Source organism: Kribbella sp. NBC_01245, assembly GCF_036226525.1.
Lineage (GTDB): Bacteria > Actinomycetota > Actinomycetes > Propionibacteriales > Kribbellaceae > Kribbella.
The window spans coordinates 8,660,885-8,679,014 of the sequence record NZ_CP108487.1 but is presented as its reverse complement, the minus strand read 5'-3'; the positions used below and the strand labels follow the sequence as shown (position 1 = coordinate 8,679,014).

Below are 18,130 nucleotides of genomic sequence, written 5' to 3'. Positions count from 1 at the left end.
TGACATTCCCCCGCCCGATGCAAATCGGGGTCCCCGCCTTGCTTCGGCGCGTCCGGCGGGCCCGGCTCGACGACTCACCAATCACACCAGTCACACCCGTTCGGCACCACTCGCCGCCGTCCCGACCAACGCATCCCTCGACGGCCACGGCACGACGTACGGCCCGTCAGAACCTCACGTCGTACCCCATTGATGGGTAATGGACGGAGCCGGTTGAACCAGCCCCGCCCATCGGGTCCCGCACCGTCCGGCAGACGCCTCTCGGCGAGTGGCCGCTCGTAGCGGCTGAGGTTGAGGCCCGGGGTCATGTTCCGGACGGCATGTGGTCTAACCCGCTTGCCGTACGGACTATTCCCGGGCCACCGCTACGTCCAGCACGGCCCGCGGACGGCCCATTCCCCGGGTCATCGCGAGGGCTGCGGCATTTCGCAGTCCACCTTCGGGTTGGCGCCGACGTAGTTCAACGGGCCGGCCACGATCGTGACCACTATCGTGCCCAACTTGGCGCAACTCGCGTCAGACCCCGCGAAATAGTTCCGCTGGGCCGCAGCCGCGACGCCGATCAACAACCAGATGACGACAATCGCCGTGACAACGCGGGAACTGGTCCTGGTTCGAGTGTCCATGTCCACTCCTCGGTGACAGACCCCGTGATACAGGTTTGCTTGACCTACCACCGGTACCCGACTTCGCCCACCTGAAGCAGCCTTCCCCGCGATCACGCGTCCCAGGTGGTGTTCTTGGTGGAGACGACGAGCCCGAGCTTCTCCGCGAAGGCGCCGTGGTCGCGATGTAGGTGGTTGAAGAACGCGTCCGTACGGTTCCCCCTGGCCAGCCGCTCCAGCAAAAGCACCTCGAACGCCGCCGAGTCGAGCCAATCGATCTGTCGCGAATACCCCAGTACGGCCTTCGCCCCAGTCTTCCGGGCGAACTCCTGCAACACGTCGTTCTGCTGATTCAGCACGAGGCAGCACCCGAAGTAGACAACCCGACCCGCGCACTTTCCCTCGAGCAGATCCGCGAGCTCCGCCAACGTGACCGATCCCTGCCCAAGCTCCAGCTTGCCGCCAAGCCCATGGCTGGCCAGGTACAGCACGCTGTAGTCGGCGTACCGCTTCTGCCCCCACTTGCGCAGGTAGTACTCCAACTCCGGCCGCGTCGCGACGTCCCGATGAATCGTCCGCGCGATCCCCAACCGCTCCAGCAACTCCAGAATCGGCTCCACGCTGTTCCGATTCCTCAGATTCGGATCCCACTCCCCCTCAAGACAAAAGATCCCCGTCAACCTCCGCGCCGGCATAGCTCCCCCTCCGGCCGGCACCCCCGACCCCTACCTCCAGACGCTATCGGCCCCCACCGACAGTCGGCAGCACTACTCGATTCGCCGTACGCCGCACCCCTCTCAGCGACGACCCGCCATCGGTCAGGCCCGATTCCAAAGATCGACGACCGCGTAGTTTGGCTTGACCCGGGAATTGAGGAACCGGCCGATGCTCTCGGAGGTCATCAGCTGCTTATGCACCAGCTGCGGCACATCCAGATAGCGGTAGACATCCCCACTCACGAACTCGACTTCGAGCACGGAACTCTCGACGTCGTAGCCCACCGACCGAATGCTCGCTGAGTTGACCGGCTCCCGCTTCACCACAAACCTCCCAGACCAGAACCAATATCCGGGGCCGCACGCTACCGATGCCCTCCCCAATGCGCGCACGGGCCGCTAGCCGGGTCGGGCCAAGCCACGTCCATCGCCCATGCCACGAAGGACAAAGTTTGGTCAACCACCGCCCTCCGCGTCCAGGCTTCCTCCAGCCTGTGGATAGCTCAGGCTCCCGCGGGTCCGTCCGACCGAATCGATGTCGATCACTTTCGCATCCGGTTCGTACCGTTGCCGAAGCTGTTCCGCAATAGCGTGCTCGCCGGCCGACTCCCACATGTCGGCGATCTCGAAGGCGAAATAGTGCCGTTCCTCTTCCGAGGGAACTTTGTCCAACGCTTCCACGAGGTCCGGCGTAGAGGAGCCATTCTGCAAAGGCTTCGAATCGTCGGCGACCAGCTCAACTAGTCGGTTCAACACGTCGACCTTTTCGACGGTGTCGCCCGGGTCCTTCTGGTTGCGCGCGAACCACCAAACAACGGCGGTCGACTTGTTGCAGAGAACGTCTTCTGCCAAGTACCGGCGGGTAGCCCGCTCCCGCTCCACTTCAAGTAGCCATAGATCGAACTGCTGCTTGAGTGTGTCGGCCTTATCGAGGTACTTGCGGTCTCGCTCGTTCAACGTGAGCTGGACCTCGTCTGCCCAGACTGCCAGTCCTTGGCTCTCCAACGGCTGCCCAAGTGTCGCTGCCAGCCGACGCTGGGCAAGCTCCGATTCGGCCGCCGGATAGACCGCGGCGATTGCCGCTGCCCGCGTGAGTAGCGAGTCCTCGGCTACCTTGGCCAAGTCGGCATGGGACTGACGCACTGTCATTGGAGCATTCCAGTGCACAAGTGCCGAGAACTGGAACCGAATCCGCTCGTCCGCACTCCTCAGGGCGACTCCAACAATCTCGGCTGACACAGCTTTCGGAATCACCGGAATCGCAAGGTCTGGCCGTTCCCCTAAGCCCCGGAAGACTCCGAATGAGACGGCGCCTGACCCGACGGCGAAAAGGCCGATCAGCCATCCGGGAAGTCCTGCAGCCAAAGAGACCAGCAACACAGCACCAGGTATGCCGACCAGCAGGCCGATCCGGATCTTGTCAGCTCGCTTCATCGCGCTCTCGCCTTCGTTTCGCGGCGATCTCAGGTCTACGGGCCCGAACCGCCTGCTCGATCGACAACTGGACCACCACACGCCGTTCACGCTCGCTGAGACCATCGGCCGCCTTCATCCAGGCGGCTGCTGTCATGAGCAACGATCCGGTCATCCGCCGCTCGATGCCGCACACCGCAGCCAGTCGGCGAACGAGTTTCCCCGTCGAGTCAGGTGCTTCTGCGATCAGCTCGAACCACGGGTACATCAGTTCCGGTCGGCCACAGGAGAGGAGGCCGCTCCAGCCTCGTTCCAACGCCGTCGGCAACGACCAATCGACGTGCTCTCGTGCCAATGCACCCCGGATTCGATCGGGTGAAGCGACCGCGTTGAAGATCTCCGGATCGAATCGCTCCGCAGCCGACAGCACCAAAAGGACCCTTCCCAGCTGGTCGTCAGCCAGTTCCCTCAGCACCGCAAGAGCGTCTTCCCGGATCCTGGCTGCTCGATGCCGGCGAGCTACCCAGTTCAATCTGACCACCGCCTGGTCAAGCGACCATTTGGCGAGAACGTTCCGGCACAACGCGATCGTCATACCACCGAGTTGAGATGAATCGACTTCATCTCGTGCCCAGCTGTACAACCTCTGACTGACTTTCGAGCCGGTTCGGAAGTCGGCCAGCAACGCCGAGAGCACGGCGTACGCGGCCTGCCGCACGGAATCGTCGTGATGCAAAGCCCATTCCTCGGAGGACTCCAGGGCGAGATCCACCTGCAGGGTTCGCATGCACTGCGCACCGAACCTGTGAGCGAGGCCGCGCTGATCGGCCGGCTCGAGTCGTTCGTCGCTGATCAACTTCCTGACCCATCGCGCTATCGCGCCTCGCACTAGCGGATGCTCGTCCCAGAAGTAGCTGACAACTGCCTTTCCCCGGGCCGGATCCTCGAATCTCAAGCGCCAGCCGTCTTCTGCAACCGGCTTCACCGCGAACCTTGCAAGGTCCTTAGTCGCTCCGGGCGGGTCGAGGTCGGTGGAACCGTCGTCGATAAACCGGACGACTTCAAGCAATGATTTCCTGGCCTCGAAGACGACCTCGACAGGAGCACCTTCCAGCATTCCTATTGTCAGAAGGAGAGCGCGACCTGGCACATCTTTTGGCCGCTTCAGGTAGCCCTCGATCGCCTCGCGGTGTGCCATTTGCGAGTTCAGTGCCTGCAGCACCAGCTGATCGTCCGAAGTGTGCGGAGCGCGTCGCTTGCTCGTCGCGACGTCGTGGACAATCGCGATCAGCTCCGACATGGTCTTTCCCCGCAGGCTTGAAAAGTGGTTCTGCACGCAGCCCGGCGAAGGCCGGACGCCCTCAGCGGCCAGGTGATTAAGGAACACCGCCTGCGGATCGGGACCGGTGATCTCGACCCGAGCAGATCGGAACTCCTCGATCGTCGACAACGCGTGATCCGCCGGCAGGATCACCACAAGGCGGGCACTCCTTCTGTAAACCAGCTCACGCAGCCTAGAAACGCGCACCAGCTGCGCATCGAACCGAGAGTCACCGAGACTCGAGAGATCGAGAAGCAGTCGATCGCCCTCGCGCACCATCTCGTCGCTCGGATCATCGGGCTCTGGCTGCAACGTCCGGAACTCCTCATTGCCCTGGCCTGCTTCCACGAGGAGCATCTGGCCAGTGGCGTTCCTTCCGCTCCCGGTCTTGCCCGCGATGAACACGCAGCGCTCCGGCCCCATCAGCATCGTCGCTGCTTCTCGATAGTGGCGTGGAACAACGAACCGCTTCTTCAGCCTGCTGATCGACTGTGGGTCCACCACACCCATCGCTTCTTTGTCCCTCTCCAGAACCGCCTCGGACAGCTCGAGGCTCTGGTAGCTGACGTAGAAGTTCTGATCGCCGCTGCCGGTGTGTACCGGTGCTTGCGCGCCGTCAACGAACGCGCCGATCTCTCCAACCGAACCGATGCTCGTCGTGGGCGGCTCGCTCGGCGCCGAGTCGGTGGGCGCGACAGCCTCAGCGGTCATACCTGGTATCCCCGATGGTCTGCGGACCCGAGCCTGTGTTGATCGGTCCGGACGAGTGGGTGATGAAGTTGCCGATGCTGCCAACGGTGCCGAGAGAGTGGCCGGCCGGCTGTCCCTGGGCAGCGGCCGCTCCGCCACTAGATTCGGCCTGAGTCTTTAGCGGTGTGCGGAAGCCTTCGGTGAGAAGGCCCCCGGTGGGCTTAGGGACGCGGAGGTAAGCGTTGCCGTGGTAGGTCTTGACCTGGACTGGTGCATCGACGTACAGGCTGGACGGCTCGTCGGCATAGCCCGATAACACTGCGTCTTCATAAGCACGGGACGACACGACTGCTGCGACGAAAGTGGAGTCGGGGTCGGATTTGGCGAGGAGGTGGCGAACGGGGCCGCTGTCCAGGAGGCGGTGAAGCTCCACTCGGGCTGGTCCGCTGCCGTCACCTAGGAGGTTGGTGCCAGTGTCCGTGACAGGTCCGACGCTGACGCTAACTCGCATGCGGATCATGGCGCGAGAGCGTGGAAGGTGGCGGTTGCGGTCTTCCAGTTCGCGTTGGAGGCTGCCGAGATACGGGTTGAGAAGAAAGGGCAGCACCTCGGTCGGGAATCCGACGGCGTATCCATCGCCGGTGGTGTTGTGGAAGGTCTTGCGCTGCCAGACGGTGTCGAGTCCGCAGCGGGTGAAGGCTTCGGCCATGATGCCCGGGATTTCTTGGGTGAGGCTGGTTTGCTCCCGACCGGAGCTTCCGCTGTAGTCCTTCATGTCGACTACCAAAAGTGAGCGGTACGGCGGCAGCTCTCCGACGCCGGCGAATCCCTCGTCCTGGGGTGTGCTCATGGTGATTCTCCCATCCGTTTGTTCGGCTGACACCAGACTTCCCGGGCACGCTTCGACGGGTTGTCCGAAATCGGACAGCACTACGGTGAGCTAGCGCACGTGCGACGTCAGGCCTTGGCGAAGGTGGTCAAGCAATCGACATCAGTCACGATCAGCGCCGGGCCGGGACCGAGCGCCCCGGCCTGGCGAAAGGCCCCGAGTTGTTCGGCGATGGTGCTGCGGGCCATACCGAGCGAGGCCGACAGCTCTTCCTGGGTGAAGGGCACTCGGTGCGGGTCGGGACTTCCCGCGGGGGCGAGGCGTACGACGTCCAGAAGGAGCTTGGCGATGCGACGGCCCGATCTGCGATTTGCCAGGTCTACCTGGCGTTCCACTGTTTGGTCGAACTTGCCAACGACGTACCGGCTGAAGGCCTTCTGTAGATCCTGCAGCGCTAAGAAGCGCTCGAAGACCGGCGCAGGCAGATAGCGCGCTGTACAGCGATCAATGGCGATGACACTCGCGTTACGGCGGCCATGGCCCTCGTCGGCGAGTTCCCCGATTAGGTGACCGCCTCCGCGGACTGTCAGCAGCAACTGCGCGCCATCTGCGGCCGTGGCGACAAGCTTGACTCGCCCATTTTCCAGTGCAAGTACAAATCCAGCGGCTTCCCCTTGCCGGAGGATGAAGGTGCCGGGCCGGTAGCTGCGCAATGTGCCCACATTGAGGAGCTCACGCCATGCCGCGTCACCTATGCATTCTCTGAAGGTGTCGTGCGCCTCGCCCATTTAGGCCTCCCCTGGCTGAAATCACCACAGAGAGTGTTCCACGACGTACCGCACGTAGCCTCGGTCCGCGTGTCGGGAGATCGTGCCGGAGGTTGATGGGTTCGAAATGTGTGCCTGGGCGATCCTCAACCGCCTGCGGCGCCCAGGGCCAGGACACCTCGCGAGCGGCCCGTGAGGTGAGTGCCGGCGGCAGACAACGAGCGGCAGCCTCGAGCGGCGAACCGCCTCAGGTCCGGTTTGGCATAACCGGTTCCAGAGCAGCGGTTGCTGGCGACCCATCCATTTGTGAGATCACGGTGCACTGGAGTACTGCCTGGAACCTCGATGTCGATGCTTGGCGATTCGCCCGAGCCCCAGTTACGTCGTACCCGAGCAAGAGGCAACTGCTTGCGCAGTTCCGACAAGCCGGGCAGGTCACCAGCCGTAATCGCGACCAGAATCTCCCGCTCCCGCTTCCTCAACGGTCTCAGGGATACTCCCGATCCTTCAGCCAAGTCGCTCACCAGGCTCAGGATCAACACCAGCGACCAATACCTCTAGGTTCAGGTACTGGACGAACAGACTCCGGTCTCCGGGCCAATGAACGGTGATCGCCGCTGAACCGTCCGACGAACTGTCAACGATGTGGCTGATCTCGGTGAGACCCCAGTTGATGGCGGCAGGATCTCGTTTCATGTCGTCAGTCAATCCGCCGGTGAACCTCAGGGACTCGACGCCTAGGAGACTTAGGGTGACAAGGTCTGGTTTCTGGAGGACATCCGGCCTGACCTTCCCATCGCGCCAGACACTATTGATGGCTATGTCCACCCCGTACCCGTACCGAACCGGCCGAATATCGTGGATCAAACATTCTTCAAAGTTCTTCCAGCGTTCGAGCGCATCAATCAAGGACATCCCAGTCTCTGACGTCATCTGGAGATCACCTCAATTCCGCGAGTCGCTTCAACTTCAGCAACGTTACCGAGCTCAAAGATCCCCTTCAGGCCGTCACTCGCCGACCGAAATCCTGTCGCACCGTCGCACCCATCGGTTGGACCCGCTTCAGCCATCAGCTGAAGCGGGTCAGGTCTCTTCGCCGTCCGCCACGGAATCATTTCTCGGATCACGCAGCAGCGCATGCATTCGGATGGCCAACTGGGCGGTACGTTCCCGCACCTGGTCGGCACCGATCAGGTCATCGAACGGCTCGTCGGCATAGTCATTTGCGAGGTAGAACAGCTCGGTCGCGAGCTCGAAGTGCTCACGTGAGGGAAACGGATCAGGATAGTTCTTGTAAAGGGGTAGGCAAATGATGGCGAACTCCTGCGCCGAAAGTCGGCCCTCTGTAACCGCGGAAGCTAGGGCTAGGAAGGGTTCGAGACGTGCCATTAGAGTTCTCCCCGTCGGCTCGGAGCGCCATGCAACAGCAACTTGTCAGATAGCCTCAGTCGATCCTCGATTCGGCAACTCTCATTGCCCAGGTTACGAACGATACAGACACCTGATTCAGGTGGGGATTTATGCTCAGCGCCCCATCCTCCCAGGATCGACCGTCAGGTACGACGATCGCCAGGACTGATTCATTAGTACGCCAGGCCGGGTCTCGGAACTCGATGACGTGCTCATCCGCCCTTACGTCACTGAAGTCGATAACCTCGATTTCACGCCCTTCGAATACTTTCTTCATCACGTTGCCACCTAACCCATGACGGTATCGGTCGCTGTCCAGTATTCATCGATCGACCGGCATGCTTGGCGAGCGCCCTGCCTGCATGCCCAGGTTTCCGTCGTCTTTCGGATCAATATCCGACCAGGGCCAGGACTCACGCGGGCGGAGGGCTCCGTGCTGCTCTCCGCCCGTAACGCCACGATCAGTCGGTCCGTTGCCCCGGCTCCATTCGCATCGACTCACCCTGCGAGTGCTAGCCGAAATCCGGGTCGAGCATTCTGAGAACGCCGGCGCCTCGGCGACCGATCCACTCGAACTCGCCCGGCTTCACGAAACGCGTTTCCACGTTCGGCGCCGAGCCATCGACGTTCAGATGGTGGCCCGTGTCGAACACGAGTCGTAGTGAGCCACTCTTGAACAGGACCATGGACAGAACTGTTGCCCCGCGCAATCTCTCTAGGTCTTCGTCCGGGAGGGATGCCACACCTGGAGTTGGCGCAGAACCATGTGTGAGAAGCACTGGACCGTCCATCTTGAGCTCGATCCCGTGGGCAAAGCCCACGACTCGGGATCCGGACCGCCTGCCGACCGACACGACCTGCGCTCCTCGAATCCCGGCGACCCACCGGTCCTCGCCCTCCACCAGCATCGACTCCCCCACTCAGACGACCCTCCTTTGCCAGTCGCTGAAAGGGGCAAGCCGCGAAATCGTGGAGCCGGAAGCGGTCAGGGCGTTCGCGATGTTGACCGCTGTGTCGACGAGCATCTGTTCTAGTTCGGCGAACTCGATGGTTTCGACGACCGGGTCAGGCGTCCAATCAGTCCGCGAGAGACAACGTATGTCCACGGAGTCGCCAGTTGGATCGAACTCAAGTGTCCGTTCAACACCCGGAGGGTAGAGATCCACCTCCACAAGGCGACGTTCACGCACACCGGCCAGAAGTTCCGGGAGTTGCTCTACGAAAGCCGACATGTCGTACTCGACGTCAAGCCCCCAGTCGCTCCTGCCGAACCCACCAATGTGGAAGCTGCAGTCAGTTCCGGCCAACACCCTGCAGGCCTCAATGACGAGATATTCATAACCCGCATCTCGCTCAATCTTCGACGGCAAGGTCCCGGCATGCCGGGACGAAGGGGTCCACGCAAACGATACCGAGAAAGTCACTCCCGCGGGGCGCCTTCCGCCGACCACAGGTCAATGATCCGGCGAAATTGAGCCTCGGCCAGTCTGTCTGTAAAGGACTGTTTAGATACGGTCACCGGTACGCCCTTTATCCCGCCGAAGGATGTGCGGGAAGGTGGGACGCGGTCATGACCCCGTCAAACGAACGCTCAAGCATTATGCGCTCAGCAGGCAGATACATCCAGAAATCGGGAAAGGATGCCACGATATCCGATAGATATCGACTCAGGGTGCTGCCGTCCATCCTGACACTCGGAACAGTTATGTCGCCCCACAGCACCACTACATCTCTGGCGGATTGTGTAAACTCCGCAACGAAGTCAACCGGGTCAACTGAATCTTCATCTACAGAACGGATCCGAGGATCTGGCGTCAGAGTGCCCCATGCTACTGAACCATCAGAGAGACGAGGATACGCTCTTAAGCTTTCACGCTCATAGCGCTCGTGCTCTGCCAAGGGCAGGAACTCAACGCCTTCCCGACCTACCCAACTCAATAAACGCTCACTCCCCGGAGGAGATTTGACTAGCTTGATCATGGATTGCGGCATGAGATCGGCTCTTGTTCCGTAAGTATCTTCGATAGTCACGAGTTTCCACCAAGCATTTTTGCGAAATCTTCCTCGGTCCCATTCCAGGGAATAGCCCACTTGCGCGACGACGCCCCTTTGCCGATCTGCACGTTGATATGAGGACCTTTCACGGGATCAAAGTCAAGCCGAAATCTCTTATACTGGCCGTTGACTACAGTAGTGAAGCCGACGACCTTGCCATAGGTGGTGGTCGCCGATTCGAGCCGCCCTACGTACTGCTTCCGAGTACGGGGATCGATATCCCCCAGTAGATGCAGTGCCTTATTTCTGGCCTGTTCGAAGCTCTCAAGTGATTCCAGCACCACTTCGCCGCATCCGCCAGTGTTGTGGACTAGGACCGGCGAATTGCCTGCGAGTACGTAGTAGGTGTGGAGGTGGTCGACGGTGAGGTTGTAGGCGGTGGCTGTGCGGGTGGTGCTGGGGACTAGGCCGCGGACCTGGGTGGTGGCGGTGGGGGTGCGGAGGTGGGTGCCGGGGGTTAGGGCGGCGGCGGGTTGGTAGGTGTGGGTGGTTTGGTTCCAGAAGGGGTGGTCTTCGGTGGTGGTGATTACCCCGGCGCCGGTTTGGAGGTCGAGGACGGTGTCGGTGTGGATCCACTGGGCGGTGACCGTGCGGGCGCCGCGTTGGCCGGTGGTGGGGTCTTCGGCTTGGACCTGGTCGCCGGGGCGGACCTGGCTGATGGGTTTGGTGGTGCCGTCGGCCATCAGAACGCGGGTTGTGCCGGTGAAGCTGCAGGTGCGGCCGGCGGTTCGGCCGACGGAGCGGAGGCTGCGGACGGCGGGGAGGCGGCTGGTGGCGGCGATGACGGCCAGGTCGATGAGGAGGCGGGAGCAGTTGCTTTTCTTCGCGCAGGCTTCGGCGCTGAGGATTCCGTCGGCCACGCCAGACGCGATGCCGGTTGCGACTGAGACGCCGAGGGCGATGGGGGCGATCGGGGCGCAGACCACCAAGGCAACGCATCCGACGGCGATGGCGAGAGTTGCGGTCGAGACGTAGCCGGAGATGCGGGCGACTGTGGTGAGGAACTTCTCCCGGTCGAACATTCCGGTCAGGTCGTTGAAGGTGAGCGGGTTGCCGCTTGCGTAGCCGTAGGACTGGTCGCTGCCGCCTTGGTCCGGCGAGAGAAACAGCCCGGTGGACGGGTCGTATTCGCGCTGACCGAAGAGGTATGTCCCGTTCGGCAGGCGGAGACCGCCGGCATAGCCGAGGCCGGAGGCTGCGGCACCACGCGGGGCGCCGTACGGCTCGAAGTCGTGGTGGGTGGTGCCTGCCATGAGGATCGAGCCGGTTGGGCCGGTCACCATGCCGGTGGTTCGGCCCGCGGCTGCGCTGGCGACGACGCCTTCGCCGTATACGTACCTGGTTGGGCCAGTGGCGAGGATCTGCGGGGAGAGCGGGTCCCAGAGGAAGCGGGTGGTCGCGCCTTTGGCTGTCTGGGAGATCCGTCGACCGTCACCGGCGTGCTGGTAGGTCGTGGTCACCCCGTCGCGCATGGAAGAGACGGGTTTGCCGGCCGCGCTCCAGGTGTACGTCGTTGTGCCGTCCGTGCGGAGGTTGCCGTCGGCGTCGTGTTGGTTGGCGCGGAGCTGCGGCCATTCGATCGGGAATCGGCTCGGAAGACCGATCGAGCCCGCCGGTTCACTGCCGGGCCCGAAGCCGAACCAGGTCGCGCCCGACGGCCGTTGCTCCCAGGTTCGGTTGCCGCTGCCGTCGTACGCGTAACGGATGTAGTCCTTGGCGTCCGGCGCGCACTTCTCTGCGGCGTAACAGACCTGGGTCAGGCGTCCGGACGGGTCGTACTCGTAGGCCGCATTGCCCGCCTTGGAGTCGCTCGTGCGGATCACTTGGTGGACGGCGTCGTAGCCGTACTCGATTTTGCGGACCGCCGATGCACCTCGGGTCACGACCGTGGACGTGAGCCGGTCGCGCTCGTCGTACCGCTGCACCTCGGTCAGGCCGTCGGCGTGTTGTGTCGTCGCTGTGCCGCGTGGCACGTCGTAGCGGTAGGTGGCTACGGGACGGCCGTCGAGGGTGACTTGGGTTAGGCGGTCTATCGCGTCCCAGGTGTAGGTCTCGGTGTGGTTGGCGGCTTCGCGGGAGGTTAGGTTGCCGGCGGCGTCCCACTGGTAGTCGATCGCGCCGGTGGGGGTGCGGACGGACTGGAGGCGGTCGAAGGCGTCGTAGGAGTACGTGGTTTTGCCGGTGCCGTCGGTCTGGGTAGTGCGTCGGCCAAGGTCGTCCCAGGTGAAGGAGACGGCGGGGGTTGAGTCGGAGTAGGTGACCTTCGAGATTAGGCCGCGGCCATCCAGGGCGAAGCTCGCGGACTTTCCGGAGGGCAGGGTGGTGCGCGTGAGGCGGCCTGATTTGTCGTAGGTGAACTTCCAGGTGCGCCCGCCGTACGTGACGGTGGTGGGGCGACCGGCTACGTCGTACGACGTTTCGTGGGTGCGTCCGCCGGGGTCGACCTGTTTCACCGCGCGACCGCTCGGGTCGTAGCTGGTGGTTGCCTCGGGCAAGTTCTTGTCGGGGCCCTGGACGGCGATTACCTGGTCGGCCTCGTCGTACTTCAGCGTGGTGGTGCGACCTGCCGCGTCGGTGGTCCCGGTGAGTCTGCCGCGGCCGTCGTATTGCCTTTGCACGGTGGCGCCGCCTGGTCCGACGACCCGGTCGAGCCGGCTCTCTGCGTCGTACGAGATGCGGGTGACGGCGCCACGGGGTGATTTGACGGACGTGATCCTCCCCCAGCCGTCGACCTCGTACGCCGTGGTGAGGCCGGCCGGGTCCGTGGTGCGGATCAGGTCGCCGTCCGTAGTGAAGGCGAATCGGGTGGTCCGGCCGAGAGGGTCGCGGATCGAGGTGGCCAGGCCGCGAGCGTCGTACGTCGTGCTGACGGTTTTGCCAGCCTGTGTGACCGAGGTCGGGTTGCCGCGGCCGTCGTACTTGGCTGATACCGGGCGGCCTGCCTGGTCGAGCGCGCTGGTTTGGTCGTTCGTGGCGTTGAAGCCTCGGCGGACGATTCCGCCGGTGGACGCCGCGGATTTGGTCACGCGGCCCCGAGCGTCGTACGCCTGGCGGGCGCCATTGCCTTGGGCATCGAGGATGTGGGTGAGGTTGCCGGCGGCGTCGTAGCTGAATCGGACGGCAATACCGCTGGGGTCGATTTGGCCGACGAGCCAGCCGCGTTTGTACTCGTTCTGCCAGCGGGCGCCGGTCGGGTCGGTCATGGTCGACGTGCCGCTGAGGGCGACGCCGTTCTCCACCCAGGACCATCGCATGGTGTGGCCGTTGCCGTCGGTCTGCGATTCGACCCGGCCGGTGGTGTCGTACTTGGTGGTGATCTCGGGTGTCGGCCTATCGCCCGTCGTCCGCGTGGTTAAGCGGCCGGCCTCGTCATACCCATAGCGCGTCTTCATGCCACCGGGCGACGCCACCTCGGTGAGGCGGCCGCCCTCGTAGCCATACCGAACTACGCGCGAGTCCATCCCCGGAGCGGCCAGGACGACCGAGGTCAGGAGGCCCGCCGCGTCGTACGTGTATCGCATCGCGCGACGACCGTTGCTGACGGCAAGGACCCGGCCGTTGCCCTGGCTGACTGTGACGCCTTGGCCGTTGCGATCGCGGATGCCGGTCAAGGCTCCCGTGTTCGAGAAGGTCATCGTCATTCGCTCGTACGTCGTGAGGGCGAACCCGGCCGCCATACGGCTCAGGTCGAATCGGGCCGGGCCGCGCTCGATCACGTACGCCGGACCGGCGCCCGCCCGGATGAAGCGGATGTTGCGGCCGTCGGCGGCGTGGTAGACCAGCGACGCGCCGCCGCGCTCGAGCGTGAGGTGATCGGAGTACGACGTTCGCCAGCCTTTGCCGTGGACGCCGCTGTCGGGCGCGTTCGAGTTATACGTGCGATCGACGGACAGGCCAACCCCGAGACCGGGCGCGGCCGCGTCGGTCGCGACCTCGGTCAACGCGCCGGTCAACGTGTTCACCGGGTCTGCCTGCATGGCGAACGGGCCGAACAAGCCGCGCGCCTGCTCGTGTGGCAGCACCCACTCGGGCGCACCGGCGTAGATCAGCGCATTGCCGCTCGCAGAGCCCTTCCCGTTGGTGAGGGAGCCGCCGAGCAGGCCGGGTGGTGCCGCGACCGCGCAGTCGAGCGGCACGGTCAGGCTCCACGTGAGCGACTGGGTGGCGACCGGTTTGGGACGAGGGTGGTTCTCGCATGGCCAGGCTGGGACCTGCCAAGTCAGGCTGTCGGTGGTGCGCAGGACGCAATAGTCGGCGCTCGCGCGGAAGGTCCTGGCCTGGAAGGTGAAGGTCAGACCCGTACCCGCGTGGCCGAATCCGCCGTCGGACGCGATCTTGCCGCCATCCGAGATCAGCTCGCCGTCGGCAAAAACCTTCACGTCGGTGTGGATGCACGTGTCGACCGCCATCGCGGGCGTGACGCCGACCAACTGGGCGGCGACCATCACCAGCGCGACCAATGGCGCGACGACCCGCATCCGCATAGTGCCCCCGTTCCGTAACGATGTCAGGACCGAGTGTGGTCAAACCTGCACCCCAAAGTCCACCCGGTTCCGCCGCCCTGTGGATAACTCAGAGAGTGCGAATGGGCGTTGAGGCAGGATGGGACGTCTACTGATGAGGAGTGCGTGATGAGTCAGGTTGTGCCGACCGTGCGGCTGGAGCACGGCACCTCGATTCCCCAGATTGGCGTTGGCACTTCGCCGATGCTTGACCAAGAGGCTGAGCGGGCTGTCGCGAGCGCTATCGAGGTTGGGTATCGGTTGATCGACACCGCGGAGAACTACCGCAATGAGGTTGGCGTTGGGCGTGGGATCAAGGCGTCGGGGGCTAAACGAGAAGACCTGTTCATCACGTCGAAGTTCAATAAGGACCACCACAGCGTCGGTGGGGTGCGCGCAGCATTTGAGGCGAGCGTTCAAAAGCTGGGCGTGGAGTATCTCGATCTGTTGCTGATCCATTGGCCGAACCCGGCACAGGACAGGTACGTCGACGCGTGGCGTGGGTTGGTCGCGTTGCGGGAGGCCGGGCTGGTGCGGGCCATCGGGGTGTCCAACTTCAAGCCGGCGCAGCTGCAGCGGTTGATCGATGAGACAGGCGTAGTGCCGGAGGTCAATCAGATCCAGTTGAGCCCCTACTGGACCAGGGATGACGCTCGCGCTTTCCATGCCGAGCACGGGATTGTCACCGAAGGGTGGAGTCCGCTCGGCAAGCGCACCAACCTACTGGAGCATCCGAAGGTCGCAGAGATCGCCAACGCGCATGGGAAGACGCCGGGTCAGGTCATTTTGCGCTGGCACGTAGAGCTCAACGTCGTACCAATCCCTAAGTCGCAGGATCCGCAGAGGCTCGCGCAGAACCTGGAGGTCTTCGACTTCGAGCTGACCGACGACCAGATCGCGGCCTTGTCGGCGCTCGATGGCCAGGCGACGGAGGTGGTCGACTCCGACAGCTTCGGCCATTGAACGAAGTCAGACGGTGGCGAGGTAGTAGGTGTTGAAGGCGTCGGCTTCGATGTGGGTCGCCTGGACTGAGGTGAAGCCGGCTTCGGTGAGCAGCTGGCGCGCCTTCTGTTCGCCCCACATCGTGCCGAGGCCGTCGCCGTCGAGGGAGAGCGAGACCGTCATGCAGTGCATGGTCGACACGGCGTAGAAGAACGTGCCGAACGGGTGCTCGAGGTTGTCCTCGATGTTGCTCGACGCCTGGATGTCGACCATCAGGAAGACGCCACCCGGCCGGAGCGCGGCGGCGATGGCAGCCAGGACCTCGGCCGGATGCGCCTGGTCGTGGATGGCGTCGAACGCGGTGATGAAGTCGTACTTGTTCTTCTCCTGCAAGGTCGCAACGTCCTGGACGACGAACTCGGCATTGCTCAGACCAAGTCTCGCGGCTTCATCGCGCCCCGCGGCGATGGCGTCCGCCGAGAAGTCGTAGCCCACACAACGACTGTGAGGAAACGCCTGGGCGATCAGGTTGATCGCGTGCCCGCTGCCGCAACCGACATCCGCGACGTCGAGCCCGTCTCGCAAGCGCTCGGGCAAGCCCGGAACGAGCGGCAGTACGACGTCCACGAGAGTCGCGTCGAAGACCGCACCACTGTCCTCGGCCATGAACCGATGGAACTCGGTAAAGGCCGAGTAAGGCACGCCGCCTCCAACGCGGAAGCAGTCGGCCACCAACGATTCAACGCTTGCCAGCAAGGGAATGAGCTGCATCGCCTCCGCGAGATTGGCCGGGCCAGCCGCACGAGTGAGCCAACCGGCGTGCTCGGCCGGCAGCCGGTACGTGCGCGCGATCGGGTCATACTCGACCACCTTCGCAGTGGTCATCGCAGCGAGCCATTCACGCACGTACCGTTCCTGCAGGTCGGCCGCACCCGCGATCTCGTGACTGGTTGCCGGTGGCAACTTCGCCAACGTGTCGAACAGCCCGACCTGGTGACCGATGCTCATCAGCAGGGCGAGCATGCCGTCGTTCATCACTCCGCTCATCCGCCGGCCGAACTTCTCCGCACGAATCTCATCGAACGCAGAGGCCGCAGAGGCCGCAGATGTCAGGGTCTCGCTCATGATGACTCCTCAACTAGGGTCCCCAGAGCATCCACCGCGCGCCCGGACCCGAGCATCGGTGAATTCACCTAAATTGACTGCCTACATCCTCGAAGCGCTCTCGGATGCCCGCCGGCGAGTGGCGTAAGCGGCTGCCTCGGCCCGGTTCCGCAGGCCGAGCTTCGACAGCACACTGGCGACATGGTGTTCGACGGTCCGCCTGCTGAGGTAGAGCCGGGCGGCGATCTCCGGATTCGAGGGGCCGTCCGCCAGCAGCTCGAGTACGTCGAGCTCCCGCTTCGTGAGCAACCCGATGCCCTTGGGCCCGACCCGCGCCGCAGCGGCCCCAGCCGATCGCAACCAGGCGGCGGCCGCGTCGGCATCAGTGGCGGCACCAAGATCCTCGAAAACGGTCAACGCCATCCGCGCCTCGGCGATCGCCGGCTCGGGTTCCTCTACGACCAGCGCCGCGGCAAAGGCCATCCGCGTGCGGGCAACCTCAAGCGGCATCTCCAGAATCGAGAATTGGGCCCGTGCCGCGGTGAGGTGAGACCGCGCCTCGGCCAAGTCCATTCCCGCCAGCAGCGCACGACCCCTCAACCGCTCAGCGCGAGCCGTGATCAACACGCTCTCCGACTGGGCCGCCAGCTCGGCGAGATACCGGCCCTCCTCCAGCGCGCCGGCAACGTCTCCCTCCAACAGGCACACTTCGCCGAGCAGTTCGCGAAGCCGCGCCTCCTCGAGAAAACGTCCTTCGGTATGTCCGAGCCGCCCTCGCGCGGTCGAGACGGCCGTCGCGATCTCCCCCGCAGCCAGATGGCCGGCCACCAGAACAGGCAGGACGACCTCGCGATCCTCGAATCCCGCGAGCAACAGACGCGCCTCGTCCACCCGCCCCTGCGCAAGGCGCAAGTCGGCCAGGTACGCAAAAGCCTCAGCTCGTACGGCGGGCAGAGCGTCCCGGGCCAAGTCGACGGCCGCCGCCAGCTCCGTCTCGGCCCGCGCCCAGTCCCCGGTCGAAACGAGCACGCCGCCGTACGACGCTCGGCAGGTCGCGTTGAGATAGGGGCAGCCGTACCTCTCGGTGAACGTCTCCAGGGAGCTGGTCCACTGGATGACCCGGAGGAAGTCGGCACCACGTACGCAGGCTCGCATCAACTGGCAACTGGTGAATACCACCGTGTAGAGATCCGAGCCTTCGCCACCGAGTGCACCCGCCAGCGCCTCGTCCAGCAGCATCCCGCCCTCCGCGACCCGGCCGAGGTCGATGAACGCCGAACCACGCATGCTGACGGCGCAGAGCTCGAGGTCGCGATCCCCAGTCTGCACGGCGATTCGGTGGGCACGATCCGCCCAGGCGGCAACCTGTAGCGGGTCGTCCTCGACGGCGCTTCTCGCGAGCAGAACCCATGCCGTCAGGACCGGCTCATCCAGCGTCGTGGCCAGCCGAGCCGCTCGAGCCGCCCAGGCGCGTGCGACCGTACGATTCCCGGCGTTCGCGTCGTGCAACATGCTGAGGCCGACGGCGACCTCAACCGCCTGAGCCGGGTCTGACCTACAGAAGGACGCGTACGCCCGCTCCCAACAGGAGAAGGCCTCGCGGATCTCACCGAGCCACCAATGCGCGGTCCCCAGGCCGAAGAGGCCCTCGGCGGTCTGGTCGATGCTCACAGACTCGCCGAACGCAGTACGCGCCGCCACCCAGTCCCCGCCGGCAAGCGCCGTTCCGCCCGCCTCGAGGAGAGCGGCCGTCTCCGCCACCTCTCGACGGTACTG

At 64.0% G+C, this 18,130-nt stretch carries 17 protein-coding genes; 1 reads left to right on the top strand and 16 read right to left on the bottom strand.

Annotated elements, in window-relative coordinates:
• Positions 1-404: 404 nt before the first annotated feature.
• From OG394_RS39975 to OG394_RS39910, 14 genes are all read right to left on the bottom strand, one after another.
• Positions 405-626, bottom strand: a complete 222-nt coding sequence (locus OG394_RS39975; RefSeq protein ID WP_328992596.1) for a hypothetical protein — start codon at positions 624-626, stop codon at positions 405-407.
• Positions 627-718: 92 nt separating this feature from the next.
• The gene (locus tag OG394_RS39970) at positions 719-1,300 is read right to left on the bottom strand and encodes a DUF6642 family protein (RefSeq protein ID WP_328992595.1); all 582 of its coding nucleotides are present in this window, start codon (positions 1,298-1,300) and stop codon (positions 719-721) included.
• A 123-nt stretch (positions 1,301-1,423) separates the two neighbouring features.
• Positions 1,424-1,645, bottom strand: coding sequence for a KTSC domain-containing protein (locus OG394_RS39965; protein ID WP_328992594.1), 222 nt, complete (start codon positions 1,643-1,645; stop codon positions 1,424-1,426).
• Between the two features lie 132 nt (positions 1,646-1,777).
• On the bottom strand, positions 1,778-2,755 hold the full coding sequence (locus OG394_RS39960) for a hypothetical protein (RefSeq protein ID WP_328992593.1): 978 nt from the start codon (positions 2,753-2,755) through the stop codon (positions 1,778-1,780).
• A complete protein-coding gene (locus tag OG394_RS39955) occupies positions 2,742-4,766 on the bottom strand; it encodes a hypothetical protein (protein ID WP_328992592.1) in 2,025 nt (674 codons plus the stop codon). Before OG394_RS39955 ends, OG394_RS39960 begins: the two co-directional genes overlap by 14 nt.
• A complete protein-coding gene (locus OG394_RS39950; protein WP_328992591.1) occupies positions 4,756-5,595 on the bottom strand; it encodes a hypothetical protein in 840 nt (279 codons plus the stop codon). Before OG394_RS39950 ends, OG394_RS39955 begins: the two co-directional genes overlap by 11 nt.
• Before the next feature lie 107 nt (positions 5,596-5,702).
• Positions 5,703-6,362: a Crp/Fnr family transcriptional regulator gene (locus OG394_RS39945; protein WP_328992590.1), complete on the bottom strand. Its 660-nt coding sequence runs from the start codon at positions 6,360-6,362 to the stop codon at positions 5,703-5,705.
• Positions 6,363-6,848: 486 nt separating this feature from the next.
• Entirely contained in the window at positions 6,849-7,274 is a 426-nt protein-coding gene (locus OG394_RS39940) for a hypothetical protein (protein ID WP_328992589.1), read from the bottom strand.
• Between the two features lie 150 nt (positions 7,275-7,424).
• On the bottom strand, positions 7,425-7,730 hold the full coding sequence (locus tag OG394_RS39935) for a hypothetical protein (RefSeq protein WP_328992588.1): 306 nt from the start codon (positions 7,728-7,730) through the stop codon (positions 7,425-7,427).
• A 55-nt stretch (positions 7,731-7,785) separates the two neighbouring features.
• Positions 7,786-8,028: a hypothetical protein gene (locus OG394_RS39930; protein ID WP_328992587.1), complete on the bottom strand. Its 243-nt coding sequence runs from the start codon at positions 8,026-8,028 to the stop codon at positions 7,786-7,788.
• 235 nt (positions 8,029-8,263) lie between these two features.
• Complete coding sequence (locus tag OG394_RS39925; RefSeq protein WP_328996928.1) at positions 8,264-8,659, bottom strand: DUF6188 family protein; 396 nt, start codon at positions 8,657-8,659, stop codon at positions 8,264-8,266.
• A gap of 12 nt (positions 8,660-8,671) precedes the next feature.
• The gene (locus OG394_RS39920; RefSeq protein ID WP_328992585.1) at positions 8,672-9,121 is read right to left on the bottom strand and encodes a hypothetical protein; all 450 of its coding nucleotides are present in this window, start codon (positions 9,119-9,121) and stop codon (positions 8,672-8,674) included.
• 160 nt (positions 9,122-9,281) lie between these two features.
• Positions 9,282-9,782, bottom strand: a complete 501-nt coding sequence (locus tag OG394_RS39915) for a hypothetical protein (RefSeq protein ID WP_328992584.1) — start codon at positions 9,780-9,782, stop codon at positions 9,282-9,284.
• Positions 9,779-14,290 carry a DUF6531 domain-containing protein gene (locus OG394_RS39910; protein WP_328992583.1) on the bottom strand — a complete coding sequence of 1,504 codons (4,512 nt, stop codon included), beginning with the start codon at positions 14,288-14,290 and terminating at the stop codon, positions 9,779-9,781. Before OG394_RS39910 ends, OG394_RS39915 begins: the two co-directional genes overlap by 4 nt.
• Before the next feature lie 147 nt (positions 14,291-14,437).
• Here OG394_RS39910 and OG394_RS39905 point away from each other — a divergent pair, with 147 nt between their 5' ends.
• Entirely contained in the window at positions 14,438-15,271 is an 834-nt protein-coding gene (locus tag OG394_RS39905; protein WP_328992582.1) for an aldo/keto reductase, read from the top strand.
• A gap of 6 nt (positions 15,272-15,277) precedes the next feature.
• On the opposite strand, the gene OG394_RS39900 is transcribed toward OG394_RS39905, so the two are convergent.
• Both OG394_RS39900 and OG394_RS39895 read right to left on the bottom strand, forming a co-directional pair.
• The gene (locus OG394_RS39900) at positions 15,278-16,375 is read right to left on the bottom strand and encodes a class I SAM-dependent methyltransferase (protein ID WP_328992581.1); all 1,098 of its coding nucleotides are present in this window, start codon (positions 16,373-16,375) and stop codon (positions 15,278-15,280) included.
• A gap of 81 nt (positions 16,376-16,456) precedes the next feature.
• Entirely contained in the window at positions 16,457-18,115 is a 1,659-nt protein-coding gene (locus OG394_RS39895; protein ID WP_328992579.1) for a helix-turn-helix transcriptional regulator, read from the bottom strand.
• Positions 18,116-18,130 lie beyond the last annotated feature (15 nt).

What these genes read in the sequence shown, in the direction of transcription:
- OG394_RS39975 (WP_328992596.1), bottom strand. Translation starts at nt 626, where the DNA reads ATGGACACTCGAACCAGGACCAGTTCCCGCGTTGTCACGGCGATTGTC.
- OG394_RS39970 (WP_328992595.1), bottom strand. Translation starts at nt 1,300, where the DNA reads ATGCCGGCGCGGAGGTTGACGGGGATCTTTTGTCTTGAGGGGGAGTGG.
- OG394_RS39960 (WP_328992593.1), bottom strand. Translation starts at nt 2,755, where the DNA reads ATGAAGCGAGCTGACAAGATCCGGATCGGCCTGCTGGTCGGCATACCT.
- OG394_RS39955 (WP_328992592.1), bottom strand. Translation starts at nt 4,766, where the DNA reads ATGACCGCTGAGGCTGTCGCGCCCACCGACTCGGCGCCGAGCGAGCCG.
- OG394_RS39950 (WP_328992591.1), bottom strand. Translation starts at nt 5,595, where the DNA reads ATGAGCACACCCCAGGACGAGGGATTCGCCGGCGTCGGAGAGCTGCCG.
- OG394_RS39945 (WP_328992590.1), bottom strand. Translation starts at nt 6,362, where the DNA reads ATGGGCGAGGCGCACGACACCTTCAGAGAATGCATAGGTGACGCGGCA.
- OG394_RS39940 (WP_328992589.1), bottom strand. Translation starts at nt 7,274, where the DNA reads ATGACGTCAGAGACTGGGATGTCCTTGATTGATGCGCTCGAACGCTGG.
- OG394_RS39935 (WP_328992588.1), bottom strand. Translation starts at nt 7,730, where the DNA reads ATGGCACGTCTCGAACCCTTCCTAGCCCTAGCTTCCGCGGTTACAGAG.
- OG394_RS39930 (WP_328992587.1), bottom strand. Translation starts at nt 8,028, where the DNA reads ATGAAGAAAGTATTCGAAGGGCGTGAAATCGAGGTTATCGACTTCAGT.
- OG394_RS39925 (WP_328996928.1), bottom strand. Translation starts at nt 8,659, where the DNA reads ATGCTGGTGGAGGGCGAGGACCGGTGGGTCGCCGGGATTCGAGGAGCG.
- OG394_RS39910 (WP_328992583.1), bottom strand. Translation starts at nt 14,290, where the DNA reads ATGCGGATGCGGGTCGTCGCGCCATTGGTCGCGCTGGTGATGGTCGCC.
- OG394_RS39905 (WP_328992582.1), top strand. Translation starts at nt 14,438, where the DNA reads ATGAGTCAGGTTGTGCCGACCGTGCGGCTGGAGCACGGCACCTCGATT.
- OG394_RS39900 (WP_328992581.1), bottom strand. Translation starts at nt 16,375, where the DNA reads ATGAGCGAGACCCTGACATCTGCGGCCTCTGCGGCCTCTGCGTTCGAT.